The 17,313-nt window shown below is 61.5% G+C and carries 16 protein-coding genes and 1 pseudogene; 7 read left to right on the top strand and 10 right to left on the bottom strand.

Annotation, left to right across the window (positions count from 1 at the left end):
• Positions 1–129: 129 nt before the first annotated feature.
• Positions 130–291, bottom strand: a complete 162-nt coding sequence (locus D580_RS16710; RefSeq protein ID WP_018954149.1) for a hypothetical protein — start codon at positions 289–291, stop codon at positions 130–132.
• Between the two features lie 484 nt (positions 292–775).
• Between D580_RS16710 and D580_RS0109405 the strand changes: the two genes are divergently transcribed.
• The 4 genes from D580_RS0109405 to D580_RS0109390 are packed head-to-tail and all read left to right on the top strand — an operon-like array spanning position 776 to position 3,163.
• Positions 776–1,126 carry a hypothetical protein gene (locus D580_RS0109405; protein ID WP_018954147.1) on the top strand — a complete coding sequence of 117 codons (351 nt, stop codon included), beginning with the start codon at positions 776–778 and terminating at the stop codon, positions 1,124–1,126.
• Between the two features lie 6 nt (positions 1,127–1,132).
• Positions 1,133–2,149, top strand: a complete 1,017-nt coding sequence (locus D580_RS0109400) for a GNAT family N-acetyltransferase (RefSeq protein ID WP_018954146.1) — start codon at positions 1,133–1,135, stop codon at positions 2,147–2,149.
• A 40-nt stretch (positions 2,150–2,189) separates the two neighbouring features.
• On the top strand, positions 2,190–2,501 hold the full coding sequence (locus D580_RS0109395; protein ID WP_018954145.1) for a hypothetical protein: 312 nt from the start codon (positions 2,190–2,192) through the stop codon (positions 2,499–2,501).
• Between the two features lie 23 nt (positions 2,502–2,524).
• Positions 2,525–3,163, top strand: coding sequence for a hypothetical protein (locus D580_RS0109390; protein WP_018954144.1), 639 nt, complete (start codon positions 2,525–2,527; stop codon positions 3,161–3,163).
• A gap of 132 nt (positions 3,164–3,295) precedes the next feature.
• Here D580_RS0109390 and D580_RS0109385 read toward each other — a convergent pair whose 3' ends face one another.
• The 6 genes from D580_RS0109385 to sat form a co-directional block, all read right to left on the bottom strand.
• Entirely contained in the window at positions 3,296–3,805 is a 510-nt protein-coding gene (locus D580_RS0109385) for an FKBP-type peptidyl-prolyl cis-trans isomerase (protein WP_018954143.1), read from the bottom strand.
• Positions 3,806–3,811: 6 nt separating this feature from the next.
• Positions 3,812–4,162 carry a hypothetical protein gene (locus D580_RS0109380; protein ID WP_018954142.1) on the bottom strand — a complete coding sequence of 117 codons (351 nt, stop codon included), beginning with the start codon at positions 4,160–4,162 and terminating at the stop codon, positions 3,812–3,814.
• Between the two features lie 162 nt (positions 4,163–4,324).
• Entirely contained in the window at positions 4,325–6,193 is a 1,869-nt protein-coding gene (gene aprA, locus D580_RS0109375; protein WP_018954141.1) for an adenylyl-sulfate reductase subunit alpha, read from the bottom strand.
• Positions 6,193–6,675 (bottom strand): adenylyl-sulfate reductase subunit beta, encoded by a 483-nt coding sequence (aprB, locus tag D580_RS0109370; protein ID WP_038043504.1) that lies wholly within the window; start codon positions 6,673–6,675, stop codon positions 6,193–6,195. Before aprB ends, aprA begins: the two co-directional genes overlap by 1 nt.
• Before the next feature lie 41 nt (positions 6,676–6,716).
• On the bottom strand, positions 6,717–7,508 hold the full coding sequence (locus D580_RS0109365; RefSeq protein ID WP_018954139.1) for a hypothetical protein: 792 nt from the start codon (positions 7,506–7,508) through the stop codon (positions 6,717–6,719).
• A 179-nt stretch (positions 7,509–7,687) separates the two neighbouring features.
• Positions 7,688–8,896 (bottom strand): sulfate adenylyltransferase, encoded by a 1,209-nt coding sequence (sat, locus tag D580_RS0109360; protein WP_018954138.1) that lies wholly within the window; start codon positions 8,894–8,896, stop codon positions 7,688–7,690.
• Between the two features lie 446 nt (positions 8,897–9,342).
• Between sat and D580_RS16250 the strand changes: the two are divergent.
• A pseudogene (locus tag D580_RS16250) lies at positions 9,343–9,736 on the top strand (nucleoside monophosphate kinase).
• A 206-nt stretch (positions 9,737–9,942) separates the two neighbouring features.
• On the opposite strand, the gene D580_RS0109345 reads toward D580_RS16250, so the two are convergent.
• Positions 9,943–11,154 (bottom strand): 6-phosphofructokinase, encoded by a 1,212-nt coding sequence (locus D580_RS0109345; protein ID WP_018954135.1) that lies wholly within the window; start codon positions 11,152–11,154, stop codon positions 9,943–9,945.
• Between the two features lie 252 nt (positions 11,155–11,406).
• Positions 11,407–12,687 (bottom strand): ATP-dependent RNA helicase RhlB, encoded by a 1,281-nt coding sequence (gene rhlB / locus D580_RS0109340; RefSeq protein ID WP_018954134.1) that lies wholly within the window; start codon positions 12,685–12,687, stop codon positions 11,407–11,409.
• Between the two features lie 147 nt (positions 12,688–12,834).
• On the opposite strand from rhlB, the gene trxA reads away from it, so the two are divergent.
• Together trxA and rho are read left to right on the top strand one after the other, a co-directional pair.
• Complete coding sequence (trxA, locus tag D580_RS0109335) at positions 12,835–13,161, top strand: thioredoxin TrxA (RefSeq protein ID WP_012636944.1); 327 nt, start codon at positions 12,835–12,837, stop codon at positions 13,159–13,161.
• Between the two features lie 223 nt (positions 13,162–13,384).
• A complete protein-coding gene (rho, locus tag D580_RS0109330) occupies positions 13,385–14,644 on the top strand; it encodes a transcription termination factor Rho (RefSeq protein ID WP_012636945.1) in 1,260 nt (419 codons plus the stop codon).
• Between the two features lie 116 nt (positions 14,645–14,760).
• Here the strand turns inward: rho and D580_RS0109325 are convergent, their stop codons facing one another.
• The gene (locus D580_RS0109325; RefSeq protein WP_018954133.1) at positions 14,761–17,235 is read right to left on the bottom strand and encodes a glycogen/starch/alpha-glucan phosphorylase; all 2,475 of its coding nucleotides are present in this window, start codon (positions 17,233–17,235) and stop codon (positions 14,761–14,763) included.
• Positions 17,236–17,313 lie beyond the last annotated feature (78 nt).

Raw genomic sequence — 17,313 nt, 5'->3', positions numbered from 1 at the left:
CCAGGTCGCTATGGAATCAGGATCTTGTCCAGCCGGGAGGGCCGGTAAGGGTGGTAGGGAAAGGGCTGGGGCGGGGGAGTGAAGCGCCTTATGGGGGGTACCCCCCATAAGGCGAAACGGCAGGTTGACTCAGGGGCGCTTGGGGGTGGTGTACTCCGCCACCTTGTGGAACGAGTCCCAAATCGTCTCGTAGCCTACGAAGCCCTTTTCATTGGGCTCTTTCTGACGGGTCTTGACGAAACGGGCCTTGCCTTCAGGCACCTTGGGTCGGGTCTTGGGTTGTTCGCTCATAAGTCACCTTTTTCTTCGAGTTCGCGATCGCCGCAGCGAGTTATTCGCAGCTGAAAACGGTCACGATGAAATTGGTCTTCATCATGCAGAAAAAAGTATATCAGAAACCGTCCGGCGGGCAGCAAGTTCCCGGTGAAATGTATCTTTTTATGATGTGATAAATCGAGGTTTCCCATCCTGTCCGGGATCTTGAGAAATCCGGTTCCACGCGGGCGCGTCACACCTAACCTATTATCCAGACAGGAAAAATACCAATGCCTTTGCGGGAGGCTGCAAAACCGGCAGCAGCGCCATGCCCGGGAGTGGGTTGAGAAATGTGTCCCGCGGGCACTGCACAGGCCGAAAAAGGGCTGCAATCCCATCCTGAAGCACGAAACCGCAGGTGCGTGCGCGGCCTCCCTTGTACCGGCGTGGCGCGTGAATTCATCGGGCAGCCGGGTTAACATCAGGGGCCATTCATCCACGTGTCTGAAGCCCTGATCGCATGCCGCAATACATATTCGTTTATCTCGGAGGCGAGTACCCTTCGGACCCGCAGGAGGCGCAAGCGCATCTCCAGAAATACCAGCAATGGCTGATGTCGCTCGGCACCGCAGTGGTGAGCCCCGCCGTGCCCTTCCGGGATACCCACACGATACAACCCGACGGCTCGGTTTCCCGGGGCACTGTCTCGGCCATGTCCGGCCTGAGCATCATGCGGATGGGCTCCATGCAGGAAGCCATCGCCGCGGCCCGGGCCTGTCCCTTCCTCGAAATCAAAGGCACCCTGGAAGTATCGGAAATGATCGAGATGCCCCGCGCCTCCGGGGATGGCGGCAGCGAGACCGTAAACTGACGACGCATGGAGTTTGTCTGTTACGCCCACTGGGACCAGTTGCCCGAGAGTGCGGCGTCCCTGTTCTCCCAAGCGGCCGGCGACAGTCTCTTCTTTTCACGCCCCTGGTTTGAAAACCTGCTGAGGACCACGCCAGCCGATCGGCAGAGCCTCCTGCTGGCCTGCGTGGTGGAGGACGGCAGGGTTCTGGGACTGCTCCCCCTGGAGATGCGCGACAGCAGACACTGGTATGGGCTCACAAACCTGTACGCCTCGCTCTACACGCTGCTGCTGGCGGAGCATCGCCAGCGCGAGGTCATCGGCTGCCTCGCCAGGGGTCTCAGCGATTTGTCGTTCGCATCACTGCGCCTGGACCCGATCGCCTCTGACGACGCCAACCTGGAGGGCTTGCAGCAGGCCATGGAATCCCTAGGCATTGCCTGTGATCGAAGATTCCGGTTCTACAACTGGATCCACCGTACACAGGGTCAATCGTTCGAGGATTACATGGCGGCGCGTCCCGCCAGAGTCCGTAACAGCATCGCGCGCAAGGCGCGAAAGCTCGCCCGGGAGCATGGCTACAGGATTCAGGTCTTTACGGATAGTGGCCTGCAGACGGCTATGTCAGACTACTACGCCGTCTATGACAGGAGCTGGAAGGCCTCGGAGCAGTATCGCGATTTTATCGACGGCCTGGTCAGTGCGCTGGCCGAGCAGGGCTGGTTGAGACTCGGCATCCTTTATGTGGGGGAGACTCCCGTTGCCGCGCAACTCTGGTTCGTGGTCTGTGGCAAGGCAAGTATCTTCAAGCTGGCCCATGACGAGCAATGGAAGCGTTACTCCCCGGGTTCGATTCTGATCCGGCACCTGATGGAGCATGTCATCGATCATGACAGGGTGGCGGAGATCGATTTCCTGACCGGCAATGACGCCTACAAGCAGGACTGGATGTCAGAGCGCAGGGAGCGCTGGACGCTCTACTGCATCAGGAGCCCGAAACCCGAGCGGGGGATCGGTCGAATACTGAAGTGGCTGAACCGATAGCAACGAAATCCACATCCACGAAAACCGTAGGGTAAACGAAGTGCAACTCAAGACCGACCCCGAACAATTCGATCAACTCCAACAGCTCTTCATCCGCGAGATCATCGAGCAGATCAGGCTCAAGCTGACCGAGGCGGGGTTTCGCGACGAAGCGCTCAAAGAAGTCACGGCCCATATCGCCTTCAGCGTGGCCAGTACCATTGATGACAACGCCGGGATTGAAGCAGAGGGCGTTGCGGTCAAGCCGTACCTGAGCTTTGTCACCGGGGACAAACAACTCGTCCATGGCGGTGAAAATTCCTATATGCATGAATATGTCGCCGATCTCATCACCGAGATATTCGACGAATAACCGCAGGGCGGGCGGCGCGTGCCATGAAAATCATACAGAGACATTTTCTCAGGGGTTCTCAGGAACTCGAGATCATCGACGATTACGTCAGGATTCGAAGCAAGGCGCCATTCAAGCCTGTTGAGGAACTGACCGTGATGCTGACGGTTCTGAATCCGGAGCCGGTGATCAGCCGATCCAGCCTGAGTTTCAACAGCCGGGTGAATGGTGACGCGCTGATCACGCTCCAGCTAGGCAAGCCCGATACCGAGGCCTTCAATGCCTTCGTCGCTCTCGTTAAGCGCAGGGCCCTGGAGGAGTTCCAGGCCTTTGCCGGACTCAGGCCCGTCCGACAGCCTGCCGGCCTGGAGGCCAATGTCTACGATGAGCCGCCGGACTTTGATGATGAGGGTGAGGGCAATCCGGCGAAGCTCCGGCGTGACCTCGATGCCGAGAGGATCGATGAGGCGATTCGGATGCTCAGAACCTATCTGAGCCCTGACGACATCCAGCCATTGCTAAGCGCATTGGAAGCGCTGAGCGCCGATCCGGGAAGTGCGGGACTCCAGTCGCAGGTGGTCTATGCGTTCAATGCACTGGGTCCGAGACAGGGGGCTGTCCTGACCTATGCGCCCTACGTGGGCGTGCTTTTGTCCGATGGGCCGGCCGGTGCCCCTTACTGAGATGCAGGCGCGGGGTTCCTGATCCGGACAGTTCACCAGTGCGACCGGCGGATTCCAGGCCGGTCTCCCGTGCACATAAGGCGGGCGAGGCCCGCCCTATGGATATTGAAGGTGAGGGCGCGAGTCGGGAAGTCAGATCGGCACAATCCGGTCCGTATCAATATCCGGCCCGTCGATGACCCGGGTGCCCGCTTCGATCTCTTCCGGGGTGGCATCCCGTACGCTCAGGATCTTGAGCCTGAAGATCAGATCTCTGCCGCACAGCGGGTTGTTGCCGTCGACCGTCAGTGTCTTGTCATCCATACGCGTCACGATGAACTCTTTTCGTTCGCCGCTCTCGCTTTCCATCAGGATGATCGTCCCGACTTCCCGGTACTCTTCCGGCACATTGTCAATGCTGTCGGTAAACACCAGGCTTTCGTCCCGTGCCCCGTAGATCGCATTGCCGTCAATGGCGACCTCGATCACGTCGCCCTGGCAACGCCCCTGCAGGTCGTCGGTGACCTGGCTGTTCAGTACATGGTTCGTGCCATGCACGTAACTTAAGGGGAACTCGACGGTTGACAGCACGTCTCCGGATTTCTTGTCGATGACCTCGTAGGTCAGCTCGACAAACTTATTGTCTTGTATGATTTCGCTCATGATCGTCTAGAACACGGATGCGGCGAAGATCTTGACCTCGCCTCTTTCATAACCGACGACCATGCGCCCCAGCCACTCGCCAGCCCGCTTGGTGCTGCGCACCCTGAACAGGCAGGTGACATGCTCGCCACGCCGGATGAAGCCCAGGAAGTCATAATCTGTTGAGAGGCTCCGGGTCAGCTCGCTCTTGGCGAACTGTTTGCCAAGCTCCACCTCGTTCAGGCCGAGCAGAAGGTCGTAGGAGAAGTTTCGAATGAACTTCCCGTAGTTGCCTTTGTTGGAATACTTGATCAGGTCGTCCCACATGGGGAGGACGATCTGGAGGAGTTCCTCGTCCGTCTTCTCGATGATGTTCATGGATTTTCTCTGAAATGACCATTTGCGTGTGACAGGTTGCCCACTGGCGTGCAGCCGGGTCAACACATTACCGTGCCGCAAAAAAAAAGACCAACGTGTCGTTGATCTTTTTTGAAGCGACCCGGGAAGGCGCGGTTAACGCCTCCCCGGTATCGACTGCCCTTACTCGTCCTTGCCCACGATGTGGTAGCAGGGCGCCTTCTCCATGGTGTACTCCCCGGTCTTCGGGTCACGACGGGAAACCGTCAGTACATGCCAGTTCTCGTCGTCCAGTTTCATGGCATCACCACGGTAGTAATAGCCCGGCCAGCGCGTCTCCTTGCGGAACAGGGTGTGGTGGAAGACCGCCTCGGCAGTGCGGTGACGGTGCTTCAACTCCCAGGCGCGCAGCAGTTCGTGGATATTCTCCGCCGCGACCTTCTCCAGGTCCTCTTCCAGGGCCTTCATCTTCTTGAGGCCGATGTTGAGCAGCTTGTCGTTGGTCATGTAGTTGACCGTCACGCCGCCGCAGTACTCATCCATCAGCTTCTGCAGGCGATCCAGACCCTGGCGCGGGTTGATGTAGTTGGGGTTGACCGAACCAGCGACGATCTCATTGCGGTAGATCTTGTAGTGCTCCATGGGCTTGTAGATCTCGGCCTTGCGGCGGTCGATCTGCTCCTGGGAGACACGGATCCCCTCGGCCTTGCCATCGTCGATGTACTTGCACGCGGCCTTGGCAGCCAGGCGTCCTTCGGTGAAGGAGCCGGAGGAGAAGGCATGCGGGGTGCCGCCGACGGCATCGCCGGCACCGAACAGGCCTTCGACCGTGGTCATACGGTTGTAGCCCCAGAAATACTCGGGCGGAGAGATGTCCTCGGGACCGGAGCACCAGGCGCCGCAACCGGTGGCGTGGGAACCCATGACGTAGGGCTCGGAGGTCGTGAGCTCCGGGTTCTCGTACTTGGGGTTCACGTCGGTGGCGGCCCACAGCACGGCCTGACCCACGGTCATGCCCAGGAAGTTGTGCCAGCCGATCTCCTCGAGGTGAGGGTCCTGGAAGGCCTCCATGGTGACCATGTGGATCGGACCGCGACCGGCATTCACCTCGTTGATGAGGGCGTGGTTGCGCAAGCAGGTCGGGATCGGACGATGGGTGCGGTGCGAGACCTCGGGGTCCAGGTACTCCTTGCCCACCATCTTCTGCAGTTCCGGGAACCACTTGGACTCATACTCTTCACCATAGGCGTTCTGGGTGTAGGTCTTGAGGTGCAGGAAGTAGGCACCCACCGGGCCGTAACCGTCCTTGAAACGGGCCAGCACGATGCGGTTTTCCATCTGGGTCATCTTCGCGCCGGCCTCGATCATCAGGCCATAGGCGGAACCGGAGGACCAGGGGGCATACCACACGCGACCGGCGCCTTCACCCACGGAACGCGGCTTGAAGATGTTGGAGGCACCGCCCGCGGCCACGATCACGGCCTTGGACTTGAACACGTGGTAGTCACCGGTGCGGACGTTGAAGCCCACGGCACCGGCCACGCGGTTCTCCTTGGCATCGTCCATCAGCAGGTGGGTGATGCAGACGCGGTTGTAGACCTTGTCGGCGGACTTCTTGGCGGCCTCGGCCACGATGGGCTTGTAGGACTCACCGTGAATCATGATCTGCCAACGGCCTTCACGCTGGTAGGTGCCGGTCTTGGGGTTGCGCATGATCGGCAGGCCCCATTCCTCGAACTGGTGAACAGCCGAGTCCACGTGGCGCGCCATGTCGAACAGCAGGTCCTCGCGCACCATGCCCATCAGGTCGATACGGGCGTAGCGCACGTGATCTTCCGGGTTGTTCTCGCCGAAGCGGGTGCCCATGTAGCAGTTGATGGCATAGAGGCCCTGGGCCACGGCGCCGGAACGGTCGATGTTGGCCTTTTCGGCGATCACGATCTTCTTGTCCTGACCCCAGTAACGAGCCTCCCACGCCGCACCGGTGCCACCGAGGCCAGCGCCACAGACCAGGATGTCGATGTTGTCTTCTACGATTGTGTTGTAAGCCATTAGTAGTACACCCCTGCTTTCATTCTCAGGCCATTGGATTCCAGCGTATGCAGACCGCCCTCATCCAGACGGATGTATTTCGGCTCGTTGAAGAGCAGCTGGCTGTCGCGCATTTCCTTGCTGGGCGCCGGCACGTCGGCCAGCTTGGGAATGTACTGACCCCAGGGCTTGGTGGTGATGGGGGCCAGCAGATTGAGGTCCATTTCACCGTTGCGGGACTTGATGCGCCACGCGATGACACCCTTTTCCTCGTCACGGATCACCCGTACGGAATGGCCCAGCGGAGCGAAGTCCGCATAACCACGCACGTCAATGGCGTTGTGCGGGCAGGCCTTGACGCAGGAGTAGCACTCCCAGCACATGTTGGGTTCGATGTTGTAGGCACGGCGCACGGTCGGGTCGATGTGCATGATGTCCGACGGGCAGATATCGACACAGGCTCCACAGCCGTCGCAGCGCGTCATATATACGAAAGTTGGCATGTCGGTCCTCTCTTAAAAGAATTGTTATTCAGTGTCTCGACTCAGTAGTGGCGTGGCGGTTCGCGGGTGATGCCGAGCCCCATGTTGGGCGGGTTGGTGCCCATGTATTCCGGGATGTCGGGATACCGCGCCTGCAGCTTGGGATCCGTCAGTTCACCCACATCGGGCAGATTCTCCTGAGAGCCGTCGGCCTTGGTGACCTTCTTCTGGTAGGCGGCGGCGGGCTTGAAGAACATGTGGGCAAACTTGGACCAGATCACCGTGGAGAACAGCGTCGTGCTGGCGGCGATGAACAGGGCGAAGAACAGCCAGCCGATGGCGGTGCCCTGGGTGAAGGACCACAGCAGCGCGAAGGTGGCCATCGCCAGCAGGGAAAGGATGAACAGATCGGCGCGCACCACGCGGTACCAGGGGTTGCCTTCGGCGGAGACGTCCACGCGGATGAAGAACCAGAACCAGTAGCCGCCGACCGCGAGGCTGAGCGCGCCCAGGTGCCACAGCAGCGGCCAGATGCCCGCTTCGCCCGAGGTGGGGTGAGCAAAGATCAGCACCGCCGTCGACACCACGAAGAAGATGAAGCCGTACATGGTGAGGAGGTGCGAGACGCGCCGCTGTTGCTCGCCGCGGTGGGAAAACTCGGAGGAGGTGAGCACCTCGCCGACGATGGTCTGGACTGCAAGGCCGACCTTCTCGCCACTGCTCACGCTGCGCCGGGCGTTCTTTTCCTGCTTTTTCGCATTCTCGAAGAAATACTTGGCGCTCTTCTTGTGCGTCACATCGATGAGCACGCCGGCGATGACCAGCAGGATCATGGCCACCACATAGATCTGCATGGCCGCGGGCGGAATGAATGCTGCAAGCTCACTGAATGGGTTGGTACTAATCATTGTCTACTCTCCTAGTGGTGATGCTGAGTTCTTATTGATTTAGAGACGGATCTCGTCTAACCCTTTGTCATCATGACGGCCCTGCACCAGTTACGCTTCATGCACGACCTGGCGGATGACGACCCCTACTTGGCGGAATGCCCGGTCAGCTTGACCTCGACCTTTTCGGTGAGGTTGTTGTAGTACTCGCGCAGGATCTCCAGCACTTCCGGGCGCGAGAACTCTGCCGGCACGTCGTCCCCCTCGGACAGGGCCTTGCGCAGCTTGGTGCCGGAGAGCAGCAGCCGGTCGCCGGGCTCGTGGGGGCAGGTGCGCGCAGAGGCCATGCCGCCGCACTTGTAGCACCAGAAGGTCCAGTCGATCTTCAGGGCCTGGGTCTCCAGGGCGCCCTTGGGGATCTGGTCGAAGATATGGTGCGCGTCGAACGGGCCGTAGTAATCGCCCACACCCGCATGGTCGCGGCCCACGATCAGGTGGGAGCAGCCGTAGTTCTGGCGGAACACTGCATGCAGCAGGGCCTCGCGGGGACCTGCGTAGCGCATGTCCAGCGGGTAACCCGCCTGGATGATGGTGTTCTTGACGAAGTATTTGTCCACCAGGGTGTTGATGGCCTTGGCGCGCACGTCGGCCGGGATGTCGCCGGGCTTGAGGTTGCCCAGCAGCGAGTGGATCAGCACGCCGTCGCAGGTCTCGATGGCCACCTTGGCGAGGTATTCGTGGGAACGGTGCATGGGGTTGCGGGTCTGGAACGCCGCCACCTTGCTCCAGCCCATGGCCTCGAACTGGGCGCGGGTCTCCTTGGGGGACATGAACAGATCGCCGTACTTCTCGGGGAATCCGCCCTGGGACAGCACCTTCACGGGACCGGCGAGGTTCACGTCGCCCTGTTCCATGACCATCTTCACGCCCGGATGCTCCAGGTCGGTGGTCTTGAACACGGTGGCGCACTCGTGGGCCTTGTCGATCCGGTATTTCTCGGTCACCGTCATGGTGGCCAGGATCTCGTCATTCTCCGGGTCCACCAGGGCGATGTCGCTGCCGGTCTTGATGCCGTCGGCCACCACCTCGTCGGTGGAGAGCGTGATGGGGATGGGCCAGAACAGGCCGCTGGCGGTCTTCATGCCGTCGCAGACGCCTTCCCAGTCCGCGTGGCTCATGAAGCCGTCCAGGGGGGTAAACCCGCCCAGACCCAACATAATAATGTCGCCCTTTTCCCGGGAGCTGACCTTGACCTTGGGCAGCGACTCGGCGCGCCCCCGTTCAGCGCTCAAAGCCTCGCCTTCCAGCAGCAAGGGCTTGAGCGGACCCCCCCCGTGAGGATTCACCAGTGACATTAGTTTTTTCCTCTTTAATTAATTAAGAAACCGTTGAATTGCCGGAAAAATGTAAGATTCTAGATCTCGCCACACGACACTAGCACTGCCCGGCCCGCGCTAGGAATCGGAATTTTGAATCTTTAAATAAGCTGTGCTGATCCATATATCCCCCATTGGGGATAGGGTCGGGTGGTGGGTGCGCGCAAGTGATTGATCTGCGGTCCCTGTTCGGATCCTTCCGATCTGCCGGGAAGTGGCGTGACGTGGTGGAGGCCGGCTTGCATGTGGACTCGTGCGCCGGTGACGAATGCGACAGGATCAATGTCGCCATGAAAACGGGCACGGGCCGTGGGTATCTAAAGTAAACGATTGTGGGCCCAGAAGCCAAAGTTTCGTGCGCGATAACCTAAAAAAACGGGCCCCGTATCCCAGCGGGTCCACCACCCAAACGGAAGGGGTCAGAAATGAGATGTATTCTGTTGGGCGCTCCCGGCGCCGGGAAAGGTACCCAGGCTCAGTTCATCACCGAGAAATACGGTATCCCGCAGATCTCCACCGGCGACATGCTCCGTGCCGCCGTCAAGGCCGGCACGCCGCTGGGCGTGGAGGCCAAGAAGGTCATGGACGCGGGCGGCCTGGTGTCCGACGAGATCATCCGAGGAGACCGTGCGCAAGCGGCTGGACGTGTACCACAGCCAGACCAAGCCGCTGGTGGCGTTCTACTGCAGCCTGGCCGAGAGCAGCGAGGACTGTGCCACCCGGTACGCCAGGGTGGCGGGCGTCGGTTCCGTGGAGGAGATCCGCGACAAGGTGTTCGAGGCGCTCGGCGGCTCAGGGGGGGAAGGCGTGAGCGGTTAGGAGATAGGGGATAGGGGATAGGGGATAGGGGATAGGGGATAGGGAGTAAACCATGTCCGGCTTGCACCCCTCACCCCTCACCCCTCACCCGTTTCCCAAGGCACCAAAGAGAAGGGCCGGCAAAAGCCGGCCCTTCTTACTTCACACTTCCCAATTCCCACTTCACACTTCCCAATTCCCACTTCCCACTTCCCAATTCCCCCTTCCTACTTCTTGAGCACCTTCTCCACCAGGTTCTGGCGCAGCCGGTAGGCGTCCGGCATGCCAGAGCCCAGCAGCGGGCGCAGGTACAGGCGGAAGGCGTCGGTGACGTCCGTGCCGGAGGCGGTGATGAACTCATCGGGCATGACCTTGGTCTTGCCGGCCACCGCCTCGAGGGGCGCGAGCCGGTAGTCCACGGAGTAGAAGCCGGTACGCTCGATCACCACGGAGCCATCCTGCTTGCCCCACATGGCGTACTGCACCGCCTTCTCGCCCACCTCCCGGGCCTCGCGCTGGTCCACGTCGGAGACGCAGCCCACGAAGGAGCGCTGCAGGTAGCCGAAGGTGTCACCGCGCACGCGTTTGATGCCGAGCTTGTTCTTGATCTCGTCGCAGAGCATGTCCGCCAGCTGGCCGGTGCCGGAGAGCTGCACGTTGCCGTGGGCGTCCTTTTCCACTTCCTTGGCGAGCTTCACCGCGATGGGGGTGCCCTCGGCGTCGTGGATGCCCTCGCTCACGGCGACCACGCAGCGCCCGTAGCGCTCCATGGTGGCCTTCACGTCGGCCAGGAACCTGTCGATGTCGAAGACCCGCTCCGGCAGGTAGATCAGGTGCGGACCGTCGTCCGGAAACTTCTTGCCGAGCGCGGCGGCGGCGGTGAGAAAGCCCGCATGACGACCCATGACCACGCCGATGTACACACCGGGCAGGGCCCAGTTGTCCAGGTTGGCACCCATGAAGGACTGGGCCACGAAGCGCGCGGCGGACGGGAAGCCGGGCGTGTGGTCGTTTTCCACCAGGTCGTTGTCGATGGTCTTGGGGATGTGGATGCAGCGCAGGTCGTAATTGGCCTTCTGGGCCTCCTCGCTGACGATGCGCACGGTGTCCGAGGAGTCGTTGCCGCCGATGTAGAAGAAGTAGCCGATCTCATGGGCCTTGAGGACCTTGAAGATCTCCTGGCAGTACTTGAGGTCGGGCTTGTCGCGGGTGGAGCCGAGCGCGGAGGACGGGGTCTGGGCCACCAGCTCCAGGTTGTGGCTGGTCTCCTGGGTCAGGTCCAGGAATTCCTCGTCCACAATGCCGCGTACGCCGTGAAATGCCCCGTACACCAGCTCCACGTTCCTGAATTTGCGGGACTCCAGTACGGCGCCCACCATGGACTGATTGATTACGGCCGTGGGGCCGCCCCCCTGGGCGACGAGTACCTTGTTCGCCATGTCTGTCTCCTAATCGCTTTGGTGATTTGTCGGGGCCATGCAAAGCCCCGGTTTTTTATAGTGAGAAATTTACAAACCGCCTGACTATACGACATCCCCATCGCGGGGGGTAAGTGGTGAAAACTTTTGGGTCTATTCACGGAATTTGGGCGAGACAGCCCGGAAAAGGCAGATTTCCGGGCCCGGCAGGGCCCGGAGGCGGGGGTGCGGCGTGGATTTGCGATGGCTGGCGGCGTGGGTACGCCGCCCGGATCAGGTGTGTTCCCGGCGCCGGCGGGGCGGCGCGCGTTTTCCGCTGCGGTCACCGCGATTCTGACCGCCCAGGCGCTCGCGGATCTCTCGCTTGGCGGGCGGCGCCGGTTTGACCAGCAGTTCCGGGTCGATGGCTGCGGCCTCGATCTTGAAGCCTATGTATTGCTCGATGTCCGGCAGGTAAAAGGCGGAATCCTCGCAGGCGAAGCTCACCGCGTCGCCCTCGGCGCCGGCGCGGCCGGTGCGGCCGATGCGGTGCACGTAGTCCTCGCCGGACTGTGGCAGGTCGAAGTTGAACACGTGGGAGACGTCGGGGATGTGCAGGCCGCGGGCCGCCACATCGGTGGCCACCAGCACCTGAAATTCGTCGTTCTCGAACTGCTTGAGCAGGCGCTGGCGTTTCTGCTGAGGCACGTCGCCGGAGAGCACCGCGACCTTGATGTCGTTGCCCTTGAGCCAGGCCTCCAGCTTGTCGGCCATGTGCTTGGTGTTGACGAACACCATGGAGCGGCTCGGGCCGATGCGCTTCATGAGTCCCAGCAGCAGGGGGATCTTTTCCGGATTGGCGGGGTAGTAGACCACCTGGCGGACACGCTGGGCCGTGACCTGCTCGTCCCGGGTCTGCACCTTCTCGGGGTTGTTCATGTGCTCGTAGGCCAGCTCCATCACCCGGTGGGAGAGGGTGGCGGAGAACAGCATGGACTGGCGCTCCGTGGGCGGGGTCATGCGCCGCAGCAGGAAGCGGATGTCCTTGATGAAGCCCAGGTCGAACATGCGGTCCGCCTCATCCAGCACCATCACCTGGACCAGGCGCATGTCGAACACCTTCTGCTTGAAGTAGTCGATGATGCGCCCGGGGGTACCGATCAGGATGTCCACCCCGTCCACCAGTTGCTGGCGCTGCTTGTCGTAATCGGTGCCGCCGTAGGCGAGACCAAGCTTCAGGCCGGTGTGGGCGCCGAGTGTCACGGCATCCTTGTGGATCTGGATGGCCAGCTCGCGGGTGGGGGCAAGGATCAGGGCGCGGATCTGGTTCTGCTTGCGCTCGGCGGGGGCGGGATCACGCAGCAGGCGGTTGAAGGTGGCGATCAGGAAGGCGGCGGTCTTGCCGGTGCCGGTCTGGGCCTGGCCGGCCACGTCGTGACCCTTGAGGGCGATGGGCAGGGCCAGGGCCTGGATGGGGGTGCAGCGGCTGAATCCGGCGTCTTCGATGCCTTGTCTGACACTGTCGGGGAGGTCGAACTGGCTGAAGGAGGTATCCGAGAGGTGGGTATCCGTCATGGGGTCCTGGCTATTCATATGGGCTTGAAATGGTGGGCGGAATGGGCTCCAATTGCCGGGTATTCGCCGCTCTGCCCTGGCACGGGGCAGGCAAATCCCCCCGAGCCCAGGCCGCGAAACCCCTATTCTAACCGGAGGTTAACCGTTGTGAGTGAAAAGATCCTTCACGTGACCGATGCCAGTTTCGAGGACGAGGTGCTCAAGTCCGAGCAGCCGGTGCTGGTGGACTACTGGGCCGAGTGGTGCGGCCCCTGCAAGATGATCGCCCCGATCCTGGACGAGATCGCCTCCGAGTACGGTGACCGGGTCAAGATCGCCAAGCTGAACATCGACGAGAATCCCGGCACCCCGCCCAAGTATGGCATCCGCGGCATCCCCACCCTGATGCTGTTCAAGGGTGGCAGTGTCGAGGCCACCAAGGTGGGCGCGCTGTCCAAGTCCCAGCTGACTGCCTTCCTGGACCAGAATATCTGATCCGGTTCACGGACCGGCCCGGCGCCCTGCGCGCCGGGCTGGACTCGACCGGATGATCATGCTAGCTTAACGAAAATTATATAAGCAGACCTCGCCCGTCGTTCTGGCGCGCGAAGCCTCCCCGAACCGAATTCCCAATCAGATCAGCAGTTCCGGCCACCCGCCAAGGGTGTGTCTGTACGCCTGTAACCCTCTCCCTGCCCTCCATCCGATATCGACTCGCATGAATCTGACCGAACTCAAGCGCAAGCCCGCAGCAGAACTCGTTGAACTCGCCCAGTCCATGAAGATCGAAGGCATGGCGCGGGCTCGCAAGCAGGACATCATCTTCGCCATGCTCAAGGCGCATGCGAAGAACGGAGAGGACATCTTCGGCGATGGTGTGCTGGAAATACTTCAGGATGGTTTCGGCTTCCTGCGCTCGGGGGACAGCTCCTACCTGGCAGGCCCTGATGACATCTACGTCTCGCCCTCCCAGATTCGCCGCTTCAGCCTGCGCACCGGCGACACCATTTCCGGCAAGATCCGGCCCCCCAAGGAAGGTGAGCGCTATTTCGCGCTGCTCAAGGTGGACCAGATCAACTTCGAGGCGCCGGAAAACGCCAAGAACAAGGTCCTGTTCGAGAACCTCACCCCCCTGCATGCCAGCGAGCGCATGCGCATGGAGCGGGGTAACGGCAGCACCGAGGACATCACCGCCCGGGTCATCGACATCGTCGCCCCCTTCGGTAAGGGCCAGCGCGGCCTGATCGTCTCCCCGCCCAAGGCGGGTAAGACCCTGATGCTGCAGAACATCGCCCAGAGCATCGCCACCAACTACCCGGACTGCTACCTGATCGTGCTGCTCATCGACGAGCGGCCCGAGGAAGTGACCGAGATGGCGCGCATGGTGCAGGGCGAGGTGATCTCCTCCACCTTCGACGAGCCCGCCAGCCGCCACGTGCAGGTGGCCGAGATGGTCATCGAGAAGGCCAAGCGCCTGGTGGAGCACAAGCGTGACGTGGTGATCCTGCTGGATTCCATCACCCGCCTGGCCCGGGCCTACAACACCGTGGTGCCGTCCTCCGGCAAGGTGCTCACCGGCGGCGTGGACGCCAACGCCCTGCACCGGCCCAAGCGCTTCTTTGGCGCGGCCCGCAACATCGAGGAAGGCGGCAGCCTGACCATCCTCGCCACCGCCCTGGTGGACACCGGCTCCAAGATGGACGAGGTGATCTACGAGGAGTTCAAGGGCACCGGTAACATGGAGATCCACCTGGATCGCCGCATCGCCGAAAAGCGCACCTACCCCGCCATCAACATCAACCGTTCCGGCACCCGCCGCGAAGAACTCCTCACCGACCCCGACGAGCTGCAGAAGCTCTGGATCCTGCGCAAGTTCCTGCACTCCATGGACGAGCTGGAGGCCATCGAGTTCCTGCTGAGCCGCCTGCAATCCACCAAGGTGAACAGCGAGTTCTTCGATATGATGAAGAAAGGATGAGAGACAAGATCCAAGATACAAGAGACAAGTGGAACAAAAAGAGAGGCCGGTAAAACCGGCCTCTCTTTTTTCGGCTCTTACTTGTCTCTTGTATCTAGCAACTTGCCTCTAGCGCTTCAAACCCAACACTCGGGCGTCACGCCCCAGATCTCGTCGGCGTATTGCTTCACCGTGCGGTCGATGGAGAAGTAACCCATGCGGGCGGTGTTGAGCATGGCGCGGCGGGTCCATTCCTCGGGCTTGCGGTACAGCATGTCGACCCGCTCCTGGGCATGCAGGTAGCTTTCGAAATCGGCCAGCACCAGGAAGGTGTCGTTGTTCAGCAGGTCGTGGACCAGGTCTCGATAGCGCCCGGGCTCCGAGGGCGAGAAGAAGCCGGAGGCGATCATGTCGATCACTTCCTTGAGCTCCCCATTCTTCTCGTAGTGCTCCCGCGGCCGATAGCCGCGCGCCTTGGTCTCGGCGACCTCGTCGGCAGTCAGACCGAAGATGAAGATGTTCTCCTCGCCCACCGCCTCGCGGATCTCCACGTTGGCGCCGTCCAGGGTGCCGATGGTCAGGGCGCCGTTCAGGGCCAGCTTCATGTTGCCGGTGCCCGAGGCCTCCATGCCGGCGGTGGAGATCTGCTCAGAGAGGTCGGCGGCGGGGATGATTACGGCCGCGGAACTGACGTCGTAGTTGGGGAAGAATACCACCTTCAGGCGGCCCTCCACCACCGGGTCGTGGTTGACCACGTCGGCCACGTCATTGATCAGGCGGATGATCTGCTTGGCGCGTACATAGGCAGGCGCCGCCTTGCCGGCGAACAGCACCACTCTTTGGGCCTGTTCCGGGGCCTCACCGTGACGGATGCGGTTGTAGAAGGCGATCACGTGCAGGATGTTGAGCAGCTGGCGCTTGTACTCGTGGATGCGCTTGATCTGGACGTCGAACATGGCCGCGGGATCGATCTCGATGCCGGTACGCGCAAGCACCAGTTCCGCCAGGTGGCGCTTGTTGGCCTCCTTGACGGTTCTGAATTCCTGCCGGCAGGTGGCGTCCTCGGCGAAGGATTCCAGATCCCTGAGCTGGGCCAGGTCCATGACCCATTCCTTGCCGATGTGCTCACTGATCAACGCAGACAAGGCCGGATTGGCCTGGTTGAGCCACAGGCGCGGCGTGATGCCGTTGGTGATGCTGATGAAGCGCTCCGGCCACAGGCGGTAGAAATCGTGGAACAGGGTGTCCTTGAGCAACTGGGTGTGCAGGGCGGCCACGCCGTTGATGTGGTGGCTGCCCACCACGGCCAGGTGCGCCATGCGCACACGCCGGCCGTGGTCCTCGTCGATGATGGACAGGCGCTTGACGATCTCCGTATCGCCGGGGAAGGTGTGGCGCACCTCGTTGAGGAAATGGAAGTTGATCTCGTAGATGATCTGCATGTGGCGGGGCAGCACCCGCTCCATGAGCGCCACGGGCCAGGTCTCCAGGGCCTCGGGCATCAGGGTGTGATTGGTGTAGCCGAATACCGACTTGGTGGTCTCCCAGGCGGTCATCCAGGGCAACTGGTACTTGTCCAGCAGCAGGCGCATGAGTTCCGCCACGGCGATGGCTGGATGGGTGTCGTTGAGCTGCATGGCCACCTTGTCGGCCAGCTCGGTGATCCGGTAGCCCATCGCCTCGTGGTGGGCGAGGATGTCCTGGATTGAAGCGGAGACGAAGAAGTACTCCTGCTTCAGGCGCAGTTCCCGGCCGATGGCGGTGGCATCGTTGGGGTAGAGCACCATGGAGATGGTCTCGGACTGGGCCTTCTGCTGGATGGCGCCGATGTAGTCGCCCTCGTTGAAGTAGTTGAGGTCGAAGTCCCGGGTGGCCTTGGCCGCCCAGAGGCGCAGGTTGTTGACGTTTTTGTTGCCGTAGCCCGGGGTCGGGTAGTCGTAGGCCATGGCGATGACTTCTTCGCAGTCCTGCCAGTGGTGGCGCACTTCACCGTTGTCCCGGTGGGTGACTACCCGGCCGTAGAAGCGCACCGGGAAGATCTTCTCGGGGCGCGGGAATTCCCAGGTGTTGCCGTAGCGCAGCCAGTTGTCCGGGTGCTCGATCTGCTGCCCGTTCTGGATCTGCTGCTGGAACATACCGTACTCGTAACGGATGCCGTAGCCGTAGCCGGGGATGCACTGGCTGGCCATGGAGTCCAGGATGCAGGCGGCCAGACGCCCCAGGCCGCCGTTGCCGAGCGCGGCATCCGGTTCCAGTTCTGAGATTTCCAGCAGGTCCACGCCCATCTCGGAGAGGGCCTCGCGGCAGGCATCAAAGAAGCCCAGGTTCAGCAGGCTGTTGATGAGCATGCGCCCGATCAGGTACTCCATGGACAGGTAGTAGACCCGCTTGGCGTGCTCCTGGTTGAACAGGCGCTGGGTGAACATGCGCCGCTCGATGAGGCGTTCGCGCACGGCGTAGGAGACCGCCTCCAGCCAGTCCCGGGGGGTGGCGTGCAGGGGGTCCTTGCCCGCCTGGTGGATCAGGGCGTCGCGGATGGAGCGCTTGAGCCCCTCCTTGTCGCAGGGGCGGGGGTGGTGTTCCAGTTCAGTCAGGATGTCGGCAGCTGCCATGGTCAATTCACCGTAATACGGAAGAGTGTGGGGCGCAGGGCCCCACAGAAATCTAGCAAGGGAAGTGCCAGACCGGGC

Origin of the sequence: Thioalkalivibrio sulfidiphilus (assembly GCF_000377945.1) — a bacterium.
In the GTDB taxonomy this organism is placed as follows: domain Bacteria; phylum Pseudomonadota; class Gammaproteobacteria; order Ectothiorhodospirales; family Ectothiorhodospiraceae; genus Thioalkalivibrio_A; species Thioalkalivibrio_A sulfidiphilus_A.
This window is presented reverse-complemented; position numbering and strand designations above follow the sequence as displayed.